12 protein-coding genes and 2 tRNA genes are annotated in these 19,094 nt (G+C 39.6%); 8 read left to right on the forward strand and 6 right to left on the reverse strand.

What is annotated here, in order from left to right:
- Positions 1-131: 131 nt before the first annotated feature.
- Positions 132-854 carry a bifunctional 2-polyprenyl-6-hydroxyphenol methylase/3-demethylubiquinol 3-O-methyltransferase UbiG gene (ubiG, locus tag PR795_RS01735; RefSeq protein ID WP_006660311.1) on the reverse strand — a complete coding sequence of 241 codons (723 nt, stop codon included), beginning with the start codon at positions 852-854 and terminating at the stop codon, positions 132-134.
- A 329-nt stretch (positions 855-1,183) separates the two neighbouring features.
- Here ubiG and gyrA point away from each other — a divergent pair, with 329 nt between their 5' ends.
- Together gyrA and rcsC are read left to right on the forward strand one after the other, a co-directional pair.
- Complete coding sequence (gene gyrA, locus PR795_RS01740) at positions 1,184-3,787, forward strand: DNA topoisomerase (ATP-hydrolyzing) subunit A (protein ID WP_006661380.1); 2,604 nt, start codon at positions 1,184-1,186, stop codon at positions 3,785-3,787.
- Between the two features lie 147 nt (positions 3,788-3,934).
- A complete protein-coding gene (rcsC, locus tag PR795_RS01745; RefSeq protein WP_181480054.1) occupies positions 3,935-6,790 on the forward strand; it encodes a two-component system sensor histidine kinase RcsC in 2,856 nt (951 codons plus the stop codon).
- 54 nt (positions 6,791-6,844) lie between these two features.
- Here the strand turns inward: rcsC and rcsB are convergent, their stop codons facing one another.
- Together rcsB and rcsD are read right to left on the reverse strand one after the other, a co-directional pair.
- The gene (gene rcsB / locus PR795_RS01750; RefSeq protein ID WP_006660314.1) at positions 6,845-7,495 is read right to left on the reverse strand and encodes a response regulator transcription factor RcsB; all 651 of its coding nucleotides are present in this window, start codon (positions 7,493-7,495) and stop codon (positions 6,845-6,847) included.
- A gap of 1 nt (position 7,496) precedes the next feature.
- Positions 7,497-10,190 carry a phosphotransferase RcsD gene (gene rcsD, locus PR795_RS01755; protein ID WP_272516591.1) on the reverse strand — a complete coding sequence of 898 codons (2,694 nt, stop codon included), beginning with the start codon at positions 10,188-10,190 and terminating at the stop codon, positions 7,497-7,499.
- Positions 10,191-10,405: 215 nt separating this feature from the next.
- On the opposite strand from rcsD, the gene PR795_RS01760 reads away from it, so the two are divergent.
- Both PR795_RS01760 and PR795_RS01765 read left to right on the forward strand, forming a co-directional pair.
- A tRNA-Ser gene (locus tag PR795_RS01760) sits at positions 10,406-10,493 on the forward strand.
- Positions 10,494-10,498: 5 nt separating this feature from the next.
- A tRNA-Thr gene (locus PR795_RS01765) sits at positions 10,499-10,574 on the forward strand.
- Positions 10,575-10,768: 194 nt separating this feature from the next.
- Here the strand turns inward: PR795_RS01765 and PR795_RS01770 are convergent.
- Positions 10,769-12,307, reverse strand: a complete 1,539-nt coding sequence (locus tag PR795_RS01770) for a sulfatase-like hydrolase/transferase (RefSeq protein WP_181480053.1) — start codon at positions 12,305-12,307, stop codon at positions 10,769-10,771.
- A 445-nt stretch (positions 12,308-12,752) separates the two neighbouring features.
- On the opposite strand from PR795_RS01770, the gene PR795_RS01775 reads away from it, so the two are divergent.
- The gene (locus PR795_RS01775; RefSeq protein WP_036975418.1) at positions 12,753-13,040 is read left to right on the forward strand and encodes a putative quinol monooxygenase; all 288 of its coding nucleotides are present in this window, start codon (positions 12,753-12,755) and stop codon (positions 13,038-13,040) included.
- A gap of 404 nt (positions 13,041-13,444) precedes the next feature.
- Here the strand turns inward: PR795_RS01775 and gltP are convergent, their stop codons facing one another.
- Both gltP and PR795_RS01785 read right to left on the reverse strand, forming a co-directional pair.
- Positions 13,445-14,752, reverse strand: coding sequence for a glutamate/aspartate:proton symporter GltP (gene gltP / locus PR795_RS01780; protein WP_006661386.1), 1,308 nt, complete (start codon positions 14,750-14,752; stop codon positions 13,445-13,447).
- A 398-nt stretch (positions 14,753-15,150) separates the two neighbouring features.
- Positions 15,151-15,813 carry a GntR family transcriptional regulator gene (locus PR795_RS01785; protein ID WP_181480052.1) on the reverse strand — a complete coding sequence of 221 codons (663 nt, stop codon included), beginning with the start codon at positions 15,811-15,813 and terminating at the stop codon, positions 15,151-15,153.
- A gap of 429 nt (positions 15,814-16,242) precedes the next feature.
- Between PR795_RS01785 and PR795_RS01790 the strand changes: the two genes are divergently transcribed.
- Genes PR795_RS01790 through PR795_RS01800 form a run of 3 tightly spaced genes read left to right on the forward strand, consistent with a single transcriptional unit; the run spans position 16,243 to position 19,091 of the window.
- A complete protein-coding gene (locus PR795_RS01790; protein WP_006661388.1) occupies positions 16,243-17,481 on the forward strand; it encodes an NRAMP family divalent metal transporter in 1,239 nt (412 codons plus the stop codon).
- 27 nt (positions 17,482-17,508) lie between these two features.
- Positions 17,509-18,282, forward strand: a complete 774-nt coding sequence (locus PR795_RS01795) for a LamB/YcsF family protein (RefSeq protein WP_036975423.1) — start codon at positions 17,509-17,511, stop codon at positions 18,280-18,282.
- 2 nt (positions 18,283-18,284) lie between these two features.
- Complete coding sequence (locus PR795_RS01800) at positions 18,285-19,091, forward strand: putative hydro-lyase (protein ID WP_181480051.1); 807 nt, start codon at positions 18,285-18,287, stop codon at positions 19,089-19,091.
- Positions 19,092-19,094 lie beyond the last annotated feature (3 nt).

Raw genomic sequence — 19,094 nt, forward strand, 5'->3', positions numbered from 1 at the left:
AGAAAAATTGATCATGTCGGTAAGCTGCATGAGAAGTGGAGTTGCTAAAAATTGACTTACCGACATTAACCTAAAAATTATTTTGTAAAGTTGAGACCGTTTGCTGTTTTCTTAAACGTACCGCTTGCTATTTATTCGCTGACCGTGTGAAGCATATAATTCACATCAACGTTAGGTCCTAACCAAAATTTATCGGTGATTGGATTATAATGTAATCCCATCATATGTTGTTCTTTTAACTGCGTTTTATCGACCCAACTGATTAATTCAGATGGACGGATAAATTTATTGACATCGTGGGTGCCTTTCGGAACCATTTTCATCACATATTCTGCTGCCACGACAGCCATTAACCATGCTTTTCTATTACGGTTAATGGTGGAGAATATGACATGCCCACCCGGTTTGACTAACTTCGCACAGGCACGAACGACAGATTCAGGGTCAGGAACGTGCTCAAGCATTTCCATACAGGTGACAATATCGTAGCTCTGTGGATGTTTATCAGCGTGTTGTTCCACTGTTTCTTGAACATATTCGACAGGGATCCCTGATTCCAGAGAATGTAGCCGAGCGACCATTAAAGGGTCTGCGCCCATGTCTAACCCCGTGACATCTGCACCTTCACGCGCCATGCTTTCAGATAAAATTCCACCACCACAGCCCACATCGAGAATTTTTTTACCAAAAATACCGTCTACGCGTTGCATGATATAACCCAAACGGAGAGGGTTAATTCGGTGCAGTGGGGCAAATTCGCCTTCAAGATCCCACCAACGCGACGCTATCGATTCAAACTTTTCAATTTCGTGTTTATCGACATTTAAATACGTTTGGTCTTGGGTATCATTCATCTGAGGAACTCCTATATCTATTTCTATCCGCGCATTACTTATTTTTACCTATTGAACTATATTTAATTTGCAAAATGCAGATATAGGCTTAAATCAGTAATGGGACGATAGCCGCCCGTGAGTTAATTTATTGGGATTATGGACCAAATATGAAAATCCTTGAGAGACTATTGCTTGAAATTCTACAAGATTCGGACACATAAGCTCATTTTTCCGCTATTATACATAGCTTGAAAGACAAATACTCACTTCTCTTATCTCTTAATTAAATAAGGGAGTTGTGGTATAGTTTACTCTTTGAATCTGAAGTTATGAGGGACAGTGGTTCCATGAGCGAGATTGCCAGAGAAATCACCCCAGTCAATATCGAAGAAGAACTGAAAAGTTCCTATTTGGATTATGCAATGTCCGTTATCGTCGGTCGTGCACTTCCAGATGTTCGAGATGGGCTGAAGCCAGTACATCGCCGAGTCTTATTTGCGATGAATGTACTGGGAAATGATTGGAATAAACCCTATAAAAAGTCTGCCCGTATCGTCGGGGACGTCATCGGTAAATACCATCCACATGGGGATAGTGCCGTTTATGAGACAATCGTCCGTCTCGCGCAGCCTTTCTCTATGCGTTACATGCTGGTAGATGGTCAGGGGAACTTTGGTTCAGTTGACGGAGACTCCGCCGCTGCAATGCGTTATACGGAAATCCGTATGGCAAAAATTGCCCATGAAATGCTGGCTGATTTAGAAAAAGAAACCGTAGACTTTGTTCCTAACTATGATGGTACAGAGCAAATCCCTGAAGTGATGCCAACCAAAATACCTAACCTATTGGTGAATGGTTCTTCCGGTATTGCTGTCGGGATGGCAACCAATATTCCTCCTCACAACTTAGGGGAAGTGATTAACGGTTGCTTAGCTTATATAGAAGATGAAGATATTAGCATTGAAGGCCTGATGGAGCACATTCCGGGACCTGATTTCCCGACAGCTGCAATTATCAACGGTCGTCGTGGTATCATCGATGCATATCGTACAGGTCGCGGTAAGGTGTACATTCGTGCACGTGCCGAGGTCGAAGTTGATGAGAAAAATGGTCGCGAAACCATTATTGTCAACGAAATTCCATATCAAGTGAACAAAGCGCGCTTGATTGAAAAGATTGCAGAATTAGTTAAAGAAAAACGTGTTGAAGGCATCAGTGCACTGCGTGATGAGTCTGACAAAGACGGTATGCGCATTGTTATTGAAATTAAACGCGATGCTGTTGGCGAAGTGGTGCTCAATAACCTGTATTCACTGACTCAACTGCAAGTTTCTTTCGGTATCAACATGGTGGCACTGCATCAGGGCCAACCTAAAATTCTGAACCTGAAAGATATTATTGCTGCGTTTGTTCGCCACCGCCGTGAAGTTGTTACACGTCGTACTATTTTCGAACTGCGTAAAGCCCGTGACCGTGCCCATATCCTTGAAGCATTGGCGGTTGCACTGGCGAATATCGACCCAATTATCGAATTGATCCGTAAAGCACCAACACCAGCAGAAGCAAAAGCTGGGCTGATTGCCCGTTCCTGGGCTCTGGGTAATGTTGCTGCAATGCTGGAACGTGCGGGTGATGATGCTGCGCGTCCTGAGTGGTTAGAGCCACAATATGGTGTTCATGAAGGTCAATATTTCCTGACTGAACAACAGGCTCAAGCTATTTTGGATCTGCGTTTACAGAAATTAACTGGTCTTGAGCATGAAAAACTGCTGGAAGAGTACCGCGAACTTCTGAAACAAATCGAAGAGTTACTGTTTATTCTGCGTAGCCCAGAGCGTTTGATGGAAGTCATTCGTGAAGAGTTAGAAGCAATTCGTGATGCTTATAATGACCCGCGTCGTACTGAGATCACAGAAAATACCGCAGATATCAATATTGAAGATTTGATCAACCAAGAAGATGTGGTGGTAACGCTATCTCACCAAGGTTATGTGAAGTATCAGCCATTGTCTGACTACGAAGCACAGCGTCGTGGTGGTAAAGGTAAGTCCGCAGCACGTATTAAAGAAGAAGACTTTATTGAGCGTCTGCTGGTTGCCAATACCCACGATACTATCTTGTGTTTCTCAAGTCGTGGTCGCTTATATTGGATGAAAGTGTATCAATTGCCTGAAGCTAGCCGTGGTGCTCGTGGACGCCCAATTGTTAACTTACTACCATTGGAACAAGATGAGCGCATTACGGCTATATTGCCTGTGCGTGAGTACGAAGAAGGCTATTATGTCTTTATGGCTACCGCGAGCGGTACTGTGAAGAAAACGCCTCTGCAAGATTTCAGTCGTCCAAGAAGCGCGGGTATTATCGCGGTAAACTTGAATGAAGGCGATGAACTCATTGGTGTTGATTTAACCAATGGCAGTAACGAAGTCATGCTGTTCTCTGCGCAAGGTAAAGTCGTTCGTTTCGCAGAGGATGCGGTTCGTGCGATGGGACGTACAGCGACAGGTGTTCGCGGTATTAAATTAATGGACAACGACAAAGTTGTTTCTTTAATTATCCCACGTGGTGAAGGGCATATTCTGACGGTCACTGAAAATGGTTTCGGTAAGCGTACAGAAGAGGCTGAATACCCAACGAAATCTCGTGCAACTCAAGGGGTTATCTCCATTAAAGTGAGCGAGCGTAATGGTCATGTGGTGGGTGCAATCCAAGTGGAAGACACAGACCAAATCATGATGATTACGGATGCAGGTACTTTGGTTCGTACTCGTGTTTCCGAAGTGAGTGTGGTAGGGCGTAATACCCAAGGTGTTACTCTGATCCGAACTGCTGAAGATGAAAAAGTGGTTGGTTTGCAACGTGTTGCTGAAACTGAAGACGATGAAAATACCGATGAAGATGGTATTGATGTTGACGGTGATGTTGATACCAGCGTAGACACTGAAGAGTAAGTATAAAACACAAATTAAACGGGCGGATTATCCGCCCGTTTTTATATGTTTACACTGGCAATATACATGGAAGTTATTGGTTGTCGCTTTTCATTGAGTTAATCGAGTATACTCAGGGTTAGTGATAATGTACTTGTAGGTAACGGATTGAGATATTTACCCTCGTTTAAGACATCCCTCAGATTATCTAGAGATCTTTTTCGTGTCCTAGGCATTATGCTATGGGGAATGGGGCTTTTCATCACGCTATTTTTCCTCTATACGCAATTCAATGAGCATAAATCGGACCTACGCCAACAATTCCATTCCGGTTATGAAAATCTGCAAGTTTACATTCAACAGTCCAATGCTACGTTGCGTCTAATTCACTCGATGACGAGGCAACAGAAACTTAAAGACCAAGAATATCAACAAAAAATGGGTATTCAACAGGAAGAAATTACGCTACCGACATCTGCCTCATATGCTTTATATCCCTTGAGCCCAACAGCCGACTGTGAAGTCTTTAAGCAAAGAACGCGAAACTATCTTTCTGCCTTTGAACAACTCAATATGTTTTGGAAAGACAGTATTGCGATCCCTCAAGGGGTAAATCACGTATTTGTCTTTGGTACAGGTAGTTATTGCATGATGGATTACTCTATTCGTGCTGCGGTTTCTGATATCGACGTGTTAAAGAAAGTCGTTTATGACAACACGCGTCTCTACAAGCAATTAAAGCAGCAGGGTCAAGAGCGAAATTTATATACCATCACTCACAATTCTCAGCCATCAAATGGTCAACTTTATTTGATGATCCCTATTTATGAGAAAGGCATAATTGTTGGATTTATTGGTATAGAGCGTACTATTAATTTAAACCAATTCAATTTGCGTAATAATGCAGCGGTTGAAATCACGTTAATTAACAACTTAAATCAACCAGTCCTTTATACCTCGTCAGATGTGAACATTAAAAACTCACCCTTACTGACGTCAGGGGAAATAAACTACTTTGGTTTTAACTCTGATTACACAAAACTTTTTTTCAAGAAACGTTTAGCACCTTCACAGCTTACTGTTATTTATTCTATTTCAACGTCGTATTTAATCGATAATCTTAAAACTTCAATCATTTATGCACTGTTGATCAATATTTTATCAGGTGCGTTGATTTTCTTTTTAATTTGGTTATTAGAACGGCGTATGTTAGAGCCAGCGGCAAATACGGCGATTCGCTTGGAGGAGCATGAGCAATTTAACCACAAAATTGTGGCATCAGCACCTGTTGGGATCATTATCTTAAGACTAAGTGATGGCGGAAATATTCTGAGTAATGAGCTTGCTCATAACTATTTTCGTTTGCTCAATGATGATGATAAGCAGCGCATTTTGACAATTATTCGCCAGAAATCCAGCAACTACATTGATGTTGTGGCGACGAATGGTACCCATTTACAGATTAGTTTCGTGAATTCACGTTATCAAAATGAAGATGTAGCGATTTGTGTACTGATTGATATCAGCATCCGCGTTCAGATGGAGAAATCATTACAGGATGTCGCGGATGCCGCAGAACAAGCGAACCAAGCAAAATCCATGTTCTTGGCGACCGTTAGCCATGAATTAAGAACACCGCTGTATGGGATCATCGGTAATATTGAATTGCTACAACGCTATGAATTATCAGATAAAGCGGTTCGATTAGTCTCGACAATGGATAACTCTTCGTCGCTACTGCTGCAAATCATTAGTGATATTTTAGATTTTTCCAAAATTGAATCTAAACAACTGAAAATAGAAAATAAATTATTCAATTGTCGTAACGTGTTTGCTTATGTACTTGCTAACTATGTACCGTTGGCAACGAAAAAACAAGTCTCACTCTATTCGTATATTGAGCCTAATATTCCTGATTTAATGCTCAGCGATCCGGTACGTTTACAACAAGTTATCTCTAATATTGTGAATAACAGTATTAAATTCACCGATTCTGGGTTTGTCATGCTGCATGTGTGGAAAGATGAAAACTACCTAAAAATAGAGGTCAAAGATTCAGGAATAGGTATGACACCAGCGGTGGTGATGCAACTCTTTGACCCATTCTTCCAAGTTTATGATCAAAATAATGGGCATAAAGGGACAGGACTTGGATTAGCTATTTGCGAAAAACTCATTAACTTAATGGATGGTGATATTGCCGTGGATTCTCAAGCGGGATTAGGAAGTCGATTTACGATCCGCATTCCACTTTATGGTCAGCAATATATTGAGTCCAATATCCCTGAATATCGCAAAAGTTATCGTATTGCTGTGACCGGATTGAATTCATTTTTGCTTGATTTCATCACAAGGTTGCTGGAACACCATGATTTTAATGTGGTAAAGGCGAGTGAGAATGAAACGTATGATTTGATGATTACGGATAATTCAGAATACCTTGTCGCACAGGGTAAAAATCTACTTCGACTCAGTAGTTTATATTCAGGTGAGTTATTTGAAACGCAATCTAACGAATGGCTGTATAACACTTATCAGCTCGATAAGTTGCCGATGCTGATTGATAAATTTATCGTTAAATTGACTCAAGAGACAAAAGAAAGCTTAGAAAATAATGAGCTTGAAGGGACGGATGCAGATCTGAATGAATTTAAAGTCTTAATTGTTGATGACCATCCGATTAACCGTATGCTCCTGACAGAACAATTAGCAAGCATAGGATTCATGACAAGCACGGCTGTAGATGGATTAGATGCACTAAAACACCTTGAACATTGTCATGCCGATATTGTGCTTTCAGACGTGAATATGCCAAATATGGATGGCTATCAATTAGCGAGAGCATTACGTGAACAAGGCTTTAGACAGCCAATTGTGGCATTAACTGCCAATGCGATGGCAGAAGAGAAACAGCGCTGTCTGGATGCTGGCATGAATGATTGCTTATCGAAACCAACGTCTATCAGCATATTGCGTGAATCGTTGGTAAAATACGTGAAGCCGAGCGAATCAATAACACATTGAATAGAAAAAATAAAAGCCCTATAACGGGCTTTTATTTTGGTGTCAGAATAAGGATTATTCTGTCGGGGTATTATCAATACTGACTGATGAAAGATAGTTCAGTAAGGCAATATCATTTTCAACACCCAGTTTTAACATTGCTGATTTTTTCTGGCTACTGATGGTTTTGATGCTGCGATTCAATTTTTTAGCAATCTCAGTGACTAAGAAGCCTTCAGCAAATAAGCGAAGAACTTCACTTTCTTTTGGTGATAAACGTTTGTCACCATAGCCACTGGCATTAACTTTCTCAAGCAATTTACTGACGCTTTCAGGGGTGAATTTTTTCCCTTTTTGTAAAGCGGCGAGTGCTTTTGGTAAGTCTGCTGGTGCGCCTTGTTTTAGCACGATACCTTCAATATCAAGCTCAAGAATAGCACTTAAGATCGCAGGATTATTGTTCATGGTTAGGACAATAATCGATAAGTCAGGGTAGTGACGTTTAATGTATTTGATTAACGTAATACCATCACCGTATTTATCGCCAGGCATAGACAAATCAGTAACCAGAACGTCTGCATTAAGGCGTGCTAAGTTATTAATTAAAGAAGTAGAATCTTCAAATTCACCGACGATGTTTACCCATTCAATCTGTTCAAGAGACTTTCTTATACCGAAAAGAACAATAGGATGATCATCGGCAACAATGACATTTAGGTTATTCATATTATTGGTTACCTTCTGGCATTAGTCTTTTCACTGAGACATCCAGTTCTCTAATGCAATTTTTTATTTCAAATCCGTTTTCATCTGCTATGAAATGCTCCAAATCTTCACAAAGTTTATGAAGATAATGGAATTCAAGCATAGCAAAAACTCCTTTTAAACGATGTGCAGTGTCTTTTAATTCGGCTAAATTCGCAACACTTTCACTATTATACAGTTTATTAATATCTATCGGTACTGTTGAGATAAACAAATCTTTATAATCGCTATTTGCCAGAATTAAATGATACTCAGAAAGAATGTTATCGGTAGATTCATTTGATTTTTGACTATTTTCGCGGAGATTTTGCGATGAGTGTTGGCTTGATTCGTTATTATCTTCTACATTATCGGCTTGTTCTATCAATAATGAGATAGCATCAATAAGTTCATCTGCAAAATTGTAGTTAACTTCAATGTAATTTGACTTAATACAATTTAGTGAAGATATATTACCGTTAATTTTAATAATATTACTAAATGGAATATCATCATTGTCAGCGATCAAAAGATCCCAATGGTTATGCGGTGAACTTTCATCTATATCAAGAAATTCAGCACCATAATGGGATAAAGTTTGTTTAACAATTCGACGAGCATCAATATTCTGAATATTTAAACGAATAAAAACATCCTCAAGCAATGCAGGGTATTCATGCTGCTGAATGAGTGCCGGAAGCCGGATTTGATAGTGGCAACCAATAGCGTCACTAGATTTAATCGTAAATGAGCCTTTCATTTTATTAGTCAATAACTTGCAGAGATAAAATGTCATGCCAGAACGCTTAAATTTATTTGAATCTTGAGTTTTTCCCGTAAATGGGTTTTGTAAGTTACTTAATTCAATATTCGTTAATCCAATTCCTGTATCTTTTATATCAATGGATATTTCATTTTTGTCTTCAATGTAGTCAATAGAAATGATAATTTTACCAAAGGCTGTAGTTTCTATTGAATATTCCCAAATTAATTGGAATAAAGTCTGGAAATAAGCAGGGTTATTTTCGATTAATGAATCAGGATTGATATTATTATAGAAATAAAATGAGAGTCCTTTGCAATTTAAATGAGATAAATTGTATTTAAGGAATTGGCTAATTACTTGACTAATTGCAAATTTTTCTGTCTTAAAATCAATTTGTTGAGTTTCTAATTGGCTAATTAACGCAATATTTTTAAACCAATTATTGATATAAAATAGGTGATTCTGGATTTCAGTGAGTAATGGGTTATTACGCTCATTGAGCGTCATCGCCAATTGGCTAAACTCAGCGTTTACTTTATCAATAGCGGGCAGAATTTCTTGGCAAATATTTTTGAAGACCACTTTTCTAAGCTGAATATTTCGCTGGTATTCGCGAGTAGCCATTTCTTGACGTTTTTGGGTAAGAACTTCTTTATCTTTATCAATGATGATAAACAAGACCGTATTTTCTTTAATTTGACTATTTACCAAAATGATTTCATAGACATTATTCTCGATGGAGACCTGAATGACATCATTATGATCGGTTGCCATCTCTTTGATATGAATAAGATCCATCGATGGCAATAACTGGTTAGAAATGCTGTTGCTCAATAGTTTTTTATTACTATTGAAATCGAAGACTAGGATGCCATAAGCGATATGGTTGAGAATGTCATTATTCAGTGCATCCTTGAATTGGAGCTCATCAAGCATGGATGCATTGGGTGAAATAATCCGTTTGCGAATAAACATGGTGGTGAGCAACGCCAGAATACTGACTGCAAACATGCAGGTGATTAGCCAAAAGTTGTAACTGAGCACGCCGAAAATAATACTTTTTAATGAGAGGTTATAGTTAATCTGATAACTCGTGCCCTCGATAGGTTGCGATAGCATGAGGTTAGTCCCCGTCAACTCACTGCCAGACTGACTCATATCTTGATTGTTTGATCTTTGTGAAATGGAAATATCATCTCCCTTCAAGGTAAATGGAAGAATTGAATTAATGGAGATATCAAAAGAGATGACGCTGCTTAGACGACCAGGGGAGTTAAAAACTAAGCGGTAAGTATAGAAGTAGACATTATCTTGTGCATTTTTCTGCATATTGGAGAGCACTTCTCGGCGATCCAATAAGGTCGACTGGGCTATCATATCAGAACGCTTATCCTCTGCGGTCAGCGTCAAATAGCTTTCTTTATAGCGTAGCTCAGGCTTTAAGATGGAATGGGTAGTCACCAGTATTAAAGTATTATCTTGACCGTTCAGATAGTACATAGAGTTAAATTCATTTCGTGCACCCCACACGATCTCCATGTAATTGGCTAATTTAGTTGCCAACACTTTACTACTGGGTTTGTTGAGGCCAAAGACAACGGAATCAATTGTTTGATTGGCGCTACTTAACCAATAAACATCATGGCGCATTTCGGTGACTGAAATATCGCTCATCGAATCTGGCGTGGCTTTATCATTGGCTAGCTTATAAATATGAGTAGCTTGATAGCGATAATCTTCAATTTGGTAAGCAAGTCGATTAGCAAGGGTATTTATCGCAGTTTGATGGGCTAGCATCCAAGCGTGGTAATAATTATAGAGAGACAGCGAAAGCATTGTGACGAGTAGCACAATAAAGGCAATAAAAATGCGAGAAAGAATATTCGGTTTTAATAATGATTGTTTGTACATACAGTCCCACGCTGCCACACTGGCAAATTAGATTAATCAGATTAAAAATCATACGCCTAGACTCATTATAGACACCGATTTTGCACAGATATTAGCATTTTTTGAGGGGAATAGAGAACAATTGAGTGAAGATTAGTCAAACGAACAAAAAAATGCAATTATTTTACTATCAGGGGTAGACAAGCCCTCGGGATTCCTCCATAATCGCGCCCCATGGAGAGATGGCCGAGCGGTCGAAGGCAGCGGTCTTGAAAACCGCCGATGGGTAACCATCCTAGAGTTCGAATCTCTATCTCTCCGCCAAATTAGCCGGCTTAGCTCAGTTGGTAGAGCAACTGACTTGTAATCAGTAGGTCACCAGTTCGACTCCGGTAGCCGGCACCAAATAAGAACCCACTATCTCGAAAGAGATAGTGGGTTTTTTCTTTTCTCAATAAAAACTAACTCTGTATAATGGGCACTATCGGTAATACTGACGGTGGGTTAGCCATTAGCATAACTAATACATACATTATGCTAATGAATGAGTATAGAATTAATTAATATAGATGTTAGTGGGGCAAAAGCCCCACCTGAGATCAATGGATAGGAATAATATCATTAGGTAATTTATCAAAACTGACAATATTATTTTTAAAATTTAAAACACTATTGCTAAATTTGCAGTCTTGATTTGAGATAAATTGGCAGTTCGGTTTTTGATATATATTTATGCCAAGCCATTCAGAATAGAGTGAAAGGAAGTTCATCCCACTGACTCGTGCGGTAATGAATTCTCTATTTACGTCGTTATAAGATGTAATAAAAAAAGGAACAGAATAGTTTTCTTTATATTCATCTCCGTGAATTAAATCGAGTTTAGATGGCATATCTCTATTTGAGAAAGAGACGCCGTGATCTGCAAGATACATCATAGACCATCGTTCATTGCTCAACTTTAAGCTATCGTAAATGGTGCCTAGTAATCGATCTGTATTCTTTACTGATTGGACATAGCAAGAAACTCGGTTACTAAGATAGAACTGATCATACTCATTATTTGTTCTTTCACAGGCAGGGGTATGACTTCCCATTAAGTGAACAACAACCAACTTCTTATTTTTTACTTTTTGCTTAATCGCAGCATTAATATAAGGAATGAGTTCGTCATCATTCTCTATAGATGTGAATGAGCCTTTTTTAATGAATGTTGGTGTATCAGCTCGTTTTCCAATACTTGCAATAGGGGTATCTGCGCCACTGATAGAACCTTGATTCGAGATCCAATAGGTATAAAAATCTGCCTTTTTAGCAAGAGTAATGATGTTGTTTTGAATTTTTACATGCTCTGAAATAGTGTGTGTTAATGACGGAACTGTGGATGGTGCAGCTGATATATAATTAGTGAAAATTTTTCCATTTATTTTATCTAGAAACGGAGTGTTCTCTAATGCAAATCCATAGGAATGTAGTAAGTCTTTTCTAACACTTTCGCCTATAACAATAACATAAGTATCATACTCTCCAGCGCTAATTAATTTTGGATAATCATCATTTTTAGATAGCATTTCATTAATACGTTTATGCTCTTCAATTGTTGATGAGATGGCTGCTACTGATTGCTTTAAAAATTTAACTTCTGGAATGCCAGTATTTAATAAGGAAAAATGATGCTCACTAATGGCTGTTTTTATAGGCGCTTGAAGGAAAATAACAGCAAAAATTGAAACGAAAGATAATCGAAATTTGTTTGAAATTTCAAATTTTAAACGGGTTGCAGTATAACCAAGCAGTAATATGAGAATTGATACAACGTAATAGAAATAGGGAATATTAGAAAGAAACTCGAATGATTCTTTTCTATCGGTATATAACATTGCCGTCGCAATATTGAAGCTAGGCTCGCCGTATAACATCGCTGTTGGGTAATAAATTGCAGCAATAAATGCCAACAAGATTATGGATGTTAAGTATATAAATTTATTGGCGTTTACGGCGAGTAATAATAAAAACACTGCGAGTGCATAAATAGCTTTAAATTCATACCCGAGGGCAAAATGTGAGAAACAAACAAAAAACAATAAAATACAAAGCATTAGAATGCTATTTTTCTTTAAATTATGTAATGCAAAACGCATTTAACTTATCTCATTAAGTAATTATCTTTTATTATCATAACGTTAATGAAAAGGCGCTGCAATGGTAAAAAAAAGACAATCACATATAGCGAAAAATAATGTGCGAATCGCTTACTTATTTGTATTTTCTGTGTTTTTATTTTTCATTAATGCATCCATATTTTCTTTTTGGAAAGAGGTGATCGCGCTATTAGGTGATAAATTAATCACGGTACTCTCAATAAAGCGGTTCGAACGACGATGACGAAAGCATAACGAATTTATCATTTAGTGGATAAGTGCTACGTTGCTTTTTATGAGAAAGATAAGACCCAATTAGCTCAGATAATGAAAAGTGTGGATGGTAAGATAGGAGCAGTCTTTTGAATGCGGATATATCAACGTATTGTGCTTTGAGGCATCCGTAGTTTTTGAAAGTGATTAAACTGAGTCGGGGGGTATTGTAATGTTAAAAGTGATTGCTGAAGATTTTATCAAACCAGAAGCGATAGAAATTGTTCTGCCACTCTATAAAGAACTTGTAGATGCAACCAAAAAAGAACCTTTATGTATTGCCTATGACCTTTATATTGATGAAAAGGACCCTGGACATTTTGTGTTTATTGAAGAGTGGCCGAATCAAGCGGCATTAGATGCGCATTGTGCATCGGAACATTTTCAACGATTAGTTCCAATGATTAATCGTCATCAAAAAGCAGAGCCTCGATTTATTCTGATGGATGCTGCATTTTAAAATAAAACCGGCATTGGATATTTAATCTAGATTCCTTGCTTACATCCCTCTAACGAGCTGATTAATGATGACTAGTAGGGGGTTATATCCAATTTTGAAACATAAAGTATGACAGGGTGAATACAAAGATCGTCATGAGATGTTGTAGAACTTTTAAGAATAAAAGAAAACGCCTGACTTGATTCATTGATATGAGCCCAAATAAAAATAATCTAAGTTATAAACGTATATTCAGCGTAGCAAGGAAATAAAATTTCGCTGAAAAATATTAGATAAGTGGTGAAAAAATTCAAATTACGTATAAATGCGTATGCTGAGATATCTTTGATTTGAAAAGCCATCTTTAAAAGATTAAAGATGGCTTATTCTGGCATAATAAATAGAAGTAAAAATCTAACCCCTAATCAAAAACTGTCCTCATATTCACGGGCTTTTTTCTCATCATAATTATGTTCCCATTTTGCGATGACTAATGCAGCTAACGCATTACCAACCACGTTTAGCGCGGTTCTTGCCATATCAAGAATACGGTCAACACCGGCAATAAAGGCTAAGCCTTCTAATGGGATACCCACAGAACCTAAGGTTGCTAGCAACACCACGAATGAAACACCAGGCACTCCAGCAATTCCTTTTGATGTGATCATGAGAGTGAACACTAAAATTAATTCTTGTCCTAATGACAGCTCGATCCCATATAACTGAGCAATGAAAATTGCGGCGATACTTTGGTAAAGGGTTGAGCCATCTAAGTTAAATGAATAGCCAATTGGGATCACGAAACTGGTGACAGATTTTGGTGCACCATATTTCTCCATTTTATCCATAATGCGCGGCAGTACAGTTTCTGAACTGGCTGTTGAATAGGCGAGCAGCAGCTCATCCTTTAATATTCTCATCAGAGTAAAAATATTAATTTTGCAATAGCGTGCAACAATTCCGAGTACGACAACTGCGAAGAAAATAATGGCACAGTGAACCAAAATAACGAGTTTCAGCAGTGGGACGAGTGAGGTGAAACCAAAATTGGCAACAGTGACAGAAATCAAGGCAAATACACCGATTGGCGCATACAGCATGATCATATTGGTCACACGGAACATGGTCTCAGAGAAAGTTTGCAGAACATCTAACAGAGGTTGTTTTTTGGCTACAGGAAGGGAAGATAATCCCAAACCAAATAACACAGCAAAGAAAATAACAGGAAGCATATCGCCGCTAGCCATAGCAGCAAAAATATTGCTCGGTACCAAAGAGAGCAAGGTATTCACGATCCCTGAAGGATGACTAGCAACCTCTTGGGTCGTTTTTTGATACTGAGAAATATCCACTTGAGTAAGTTGAGACATATCAATGCCCACACCGGGTTGGAATATATTCGCAAACGAAATTCCGACAATGATGGCAATGGTGGTAATGATCTCAAAATAGAGAATAGTTTTGAAGCCGAGTGTACCTAATTGCTTTGTATTTCCAACGCCTGCAATCCCGACAATCAGGGTTGAAATGACGATAGGTACAACAATCATTTTGATTAACTGGATGAAAATTTTACCTGCGGGGGAAAGCACATTCAGGATCAACCAATCTTTGTACTCTACGCTTTCATGCAATAAAGCACCGAGGATAACCCCTAAAATGAGGGCGACTAGAATCTGCCAGCCTAAACCAAATTTAAACGGTTTTTTTTGAACGATGTTGTTTAATGTCATAAATAATTCTCGTTTATATTAATAATATTTAACATTGTATTTTTATTATGCTCAGTTTTATAACTAATATTCGGAAAAACCACAATCGTTTATTCGAGAAAGTAGAGTTATTTACAATAGTTACTTATAACAAAATGTAAATTAAGTTACTGAAATTAACTATTTTGTTAATCAATGTTTCAAGTTGTTTCCATTAATGTAATTAAATCGATAATAAAAAGTGATAAATTCAATCTATAAAAATTGTTAAATACAACTTGTGTAAGTTTGATTTTTTATGGCGTGATTAATTCTGCGAATGTTTATACGGTATTATTTGAATGGAGATAGGATTACAAATAGAGGGATGGCATAGGGGAATGCCATAGGAAAAATACACTCATCACCGCATTCACGATTTACAATATTGAGTGGCTGCGTTTATAGGCTGCGAGTAAGGTGCGCTCAGAGACATCGAGGTAATTTAATAGCGTAGAGGCTGCATCTTGATTTCGACCTGCATCCAATAACTCTAAAATAGCTTGGTTTTTATCAATATAGGGTGCATATAGCAACTTTGCATCATTCAAATGACCAAAAGCTAAACGCAATTCTGCTGCAATATTATGGTACAGCTTAATCAGCCTTTCGCTGTCTGAAAGTTCCACAATCGCCGTATGGAATTTCATATTAGCGGTTCCCACTCCAACCCAATTTTCTGTTTTTTCGTGTTCTCGGGCTTCAGCCACCGCGTGTTTCATTTTTTGGACCGCAGGATGGAGCGCGTAAGCATGGGTCAATGAATTACATTCAATCAGCCTGCGCACTTGGTAAATATCAATAATTGCAGCCATATCAGGGACGGAAACATAAACGCCTTTGTTGGGCGCATAGGTGAGCAGACCTTCTTGGGTTAATACACGGAACACTTCCCTGAGAGTATTGCGGGAAATATCCAATTCTTCACTCAATGCGGCTTCCGATAAGCGCTGCCCTGGCGTTAGCTCACCCACGGTAATTTTTTGGCGAATAGTTTCTGCAATGGTGACTGACAAGGTTTGCGTGACGGACGGTTTTTTCATAAAAAGGCGAGCCTAGTTGAAGAAAAATGAGATAAAAAATTCAGTGAAATTGCTATTCGAGCGCTATCTTCACATATTCGTTGTAGGGCAGCAAGACTCCTTTCTGCACTTAATTAGGGCATTTTCATATAAAGAGCACTAGATTGGTGCTTTTGCATGTTTCCTATCCCATCTTGAATGTTACAAATAAGAATCAAATGTTAAAAAAGTGATCAAGATTTGATTTTTGACTCCTCAGAAACGATTTTAATTGCTTAATTATTCATCGCTCCGTATTAATTGTTCAACAATCTATGTTCAATAAATTAACAATTCTTCCTATTGATAGAACAATGGCACGAAAATTGCCTTTATAACTCAGCACAACATCAACAAATACAAATAACATCAAAATACAGATAACAACAAAAACCACAGAGGGGTATGCATATGGCAACTCAGGAAAATATCTCAACAGCAGAATATGTGAAAAAGCGTCGTTCCTCGCTTATCGGCGCGATTTTCTTAATGGCAACATCCGCGATTGGTCCCGGATTTATCACTCAAACTGCGACATTTACGGTCACCTTAGGGGCCGCATTCGCGTTTGGTATTTTGGCCTCTATTGTGATTGATTTCGTTGTCCAACAAAATATTTGGCGAGTCGTCACACTCACAAAAATGCATTCGTCTGAAATTGCGAATGCCACCATTCCGGGCAGCGGCTATTTGTTGGCGGTACTCGTTATTTTTGGTGGATTGATATTTAACATCGGAAATATTGCAGGGGCAGGGTTGGGTCTGAATGCACTTGTTGGATTAGATCCGAAATGGGGCGGTTTACTCAGTGCCTTATTAGCGATCTATATCTTCTCATCGCGTAAAGCCAGCACATTTATTGATAGATTAATCATTGTGTTAGGGTTGGTGATGATTGGCTTGACGTTATTTGTCATGATTGCGTCTAATCCGCCAATTGGTGAAGCTCTACGCCAGAGCGTGCTGCCAGATACGGTGGATTTTGCCATGATCACCACTATTGTTGGCGGTACCGTGGGAGGCTACATCTGTTATGCAGGGGCGCACCGTTTACTGGATAAAGGCGAAGTTGGTGTTGAGAACATCAAAGCCGTTTCCAGTGCGGCAACCAAAGGGATTATTGTGGTTGGGTTAATGCGTTACATCCTGTTTTTAGCCATTTTAGGTGTCGTTGCCAGTGGGGTGACGATTGATATTTCTGGAAAAGCAGCTAACCCAGCCTCACAAGCTTTCCAAGCGGCAGCGGGTAACTACGGTTTACGTATCTTTGGTTTAATCTTATGGGCGGCCGCATTGACCAGTGTGATTGGTGCAGCCTATACCTCTATGAGTTTCTTAAAAGCGTTTAAGTCTTCCATTACAGAAAGACAACGCAATATTGCCACTATCTTATTTATCGCGGTTTCACTCGCTGTTTATCTTTTAATGGGAACTGCGCCAGCAGCACTGTTAGTTTTTGCGGGTGGCTTTAACGGTCTTATTTTACCGATTGGTTTAACGTTGTTTGTTTACATTGGCTGGAAACGCGCTGATTTAATGGAAGGTTATCACTACCCACGTTGGTTATTGTGGTCAGGTGTTGTGACCTGTGCTCTCACTTGGTACATGGGTGCGATGTCTGTAACTGCCATTTTCAACTACTTAAAATAAGACGTTATCAGGGATTGAGGGACAATAATGAACAAAAAAATCGACCTAAATAGCGACCTTGGTGAAAGTTTCGGTCAATGGCAGATGGGCAATGATGAGGCAATACTGGGTCTTGTCAGCAGCGCTAACATTGCTTGTGGATTTCACGCGGGTTCTCCAGATGGGATTTTAAAAACCTTAATTGCCGCGAAAAAACACGGTGTCACGGTGGGCGCTCATGTGGGGTATCCGGATTTAGTCGGATTTGGTCGCCGCAATATGGATATTGCATCTAACGAATTAACCGCAGATGTGATTTATCAAATTGGTGCATTACAGGGGCTCGCCAAAGCGGCGGGCACTGAGGTGCAGTATGTCAAACCTCACGGTGCGCTGTATAACACGATTGCTCATGATAAGCGCCAAGCTATGGCAGTCATTGAAGGGATCCTCGCAATTGATAGCCATTTAACCTTGGTTGCTTTGGCAGGGGCTCCGCTTATCAGCTGGGCGCAGGAAGCAGGTCTCAATGTGGTGGCTGAAGCGTTTGCAGATAGAGCTTACAACAGTGATGGTACGTTGGTTTCAAGAAAGCTTGCTGGCGCCGTTCTACATGATCCTGAATTGGTCGCAAAACGGATGTTGCAGTTGGTCAATGATGGCGGAGTTATCGCCATTGATGGACAATTTACGCCAATTGAAGCGGGTTCCATTTGTGTGCATGGTGACAGTCCAGGGGCGCTCGAGATGGCGGCGAAAGTTCGGGAAATATTTGAGCAACAAGGCATCAACATCTGCGGGTTTGCTGGGGCGAGGGGCTAAATATGACAACATTAATGAAAGCCTCGAAAGAGGCGATTCAAGCGGCAAAAGCCGCTCGAGAGTTCATTCGTCAGGGATATGACAAACCGACGGCGGGCATGGCGCCGGGAATGACGCAAGCCAACATGATTGCACTACCTCGAGACTGGGCGTTTGATTTTCTACTCTATGCTCAGCGAAATCCCAAAAGTTGTCCTGTTTTGGATGTGTGTGAATCCGGTCGCTGGCAAACCGTATTAGCCGACGATGCGGATTTACGTACCGACATTCCGCGTTATCGCGTTTGGGAACAGGGCAAGTTGGTGGATGAAATTACCGATGCAACGGCAATTTATCAGCAACATCCTGACTTAGTGACTTTTTTGATTGGGTGCAGCTTTACCTTTGAAACACCGATGATCGAAGCAGGTATCGATATTCGTCATATTACGGATGGTTCTAATGTCCCGATGTATAAAACAAACCAATTATGCAGACCCGCAGGGCGTTTACAGGGGGAGCTGGTGGTTTCAATGCGCCCAATTCCTGCGGATCGCGTTGCGGATGCGGTGACCATTTCAGGGCGTTTTCCTGCGGTACATGGGGCTCCTGTACATATTGGAGCACCGGAATTGCTAGGTATTAAGGACATTATGCGTCCAGATTTTGGGGATGCGGTGCGTATTGAGGCGGGGGAAATTCCCGTATTTTGGGCGTGTGGCGTGACTCCCCAAGCCGCAGTGATGAAATCAGGGGTGCCTTTTGCATTAAGTCATGCTCCGGGGTATATGTTCATCACGGATATTCCTAACAATGCTTATCACGTATAGAGG

The organism is Providencia sp. PROV209, assembly GCF_028479485.1.
In the GTDB taxonomy this organism is placed as follows: domain Bacteria; phylum Pseudomonadota; class Gammaproteobacteria; order Enterobacterales; family Enterobacteriaceae; genus Providencia; species Providencia alcalifaciens.

Coding starts and splice junctions, on each gene's coding strand:
- PR795_RS01800 (WP_181480051.1), top strand. CDS start 18,285: ATGACAACATTAATGAAAGCCTCGAAAGAGGCGATTCAAGCGGCAAAA.
- PR795_RS01775 (WP_036975418.1), top strand. CDS start 12,753: ATGTTAAAAGTGATTGCTGAAGATTTTATCAAACCAGAAGCGATAGAA.
- gltP (WP_006661386.1), bottom strand. CDS start 14,752: ATGACATTAAACAACATCGTTCAAAAAAAACCGTTTAAATTTGGTTTA.
- rcsB (WP_006660314.1), bottom strand. CDS start 7,495: ATGAATAACCTAAATGTCATTGTTGCCGATGATCATCCTATTGTTCTT.
- gyrA (WP_006661380.1), top strand. CDS start 1,184: ATGAGCGAGATTGCCAGAGAAATCACCCCAGTCAATATCGAAGAAGAA.
- rcsD (WP_272516591.1), bottom strand. CDS start 10,190: ATGTACAAACAATCATTATTAAAACCGAATATTCTTTCTCGCATTTTT.
- PR795_RS01770 (WP_181480053.1), bottom strand. CDS start 12,307: ATGCGTTTTGCATTACATAATTTAAAGAAAAATAGCATTCTAATGCTT.
- PR795_RS01795 (WP_036975423.1), top strand. CDS start 17,509: ATGAACAAAAAAATCGACCTAAATAGCGACCTTGGTGAAAGTTTCGGT.
- ubiG (WP_006660311.1), bottom strand. CDS start 854: ATGAATGATACCCAAGACCAAACGTATTTAAATGTCGATAAACACGAA.
- PR795_RS01785 (WP_181480052.1), bottom strand. CDS start 15,813: ATGAAAAAACCGTCCGTCACGCAAACCTTGTCAGTCACCATTGCAGAA.
- PR795_RS01790 (WP_006661388.1), top strand. CDS start 16,243: ATGGCAACTCAGGAAAATATCTCAACAGCAGAATATGTGAAAAAGCGT.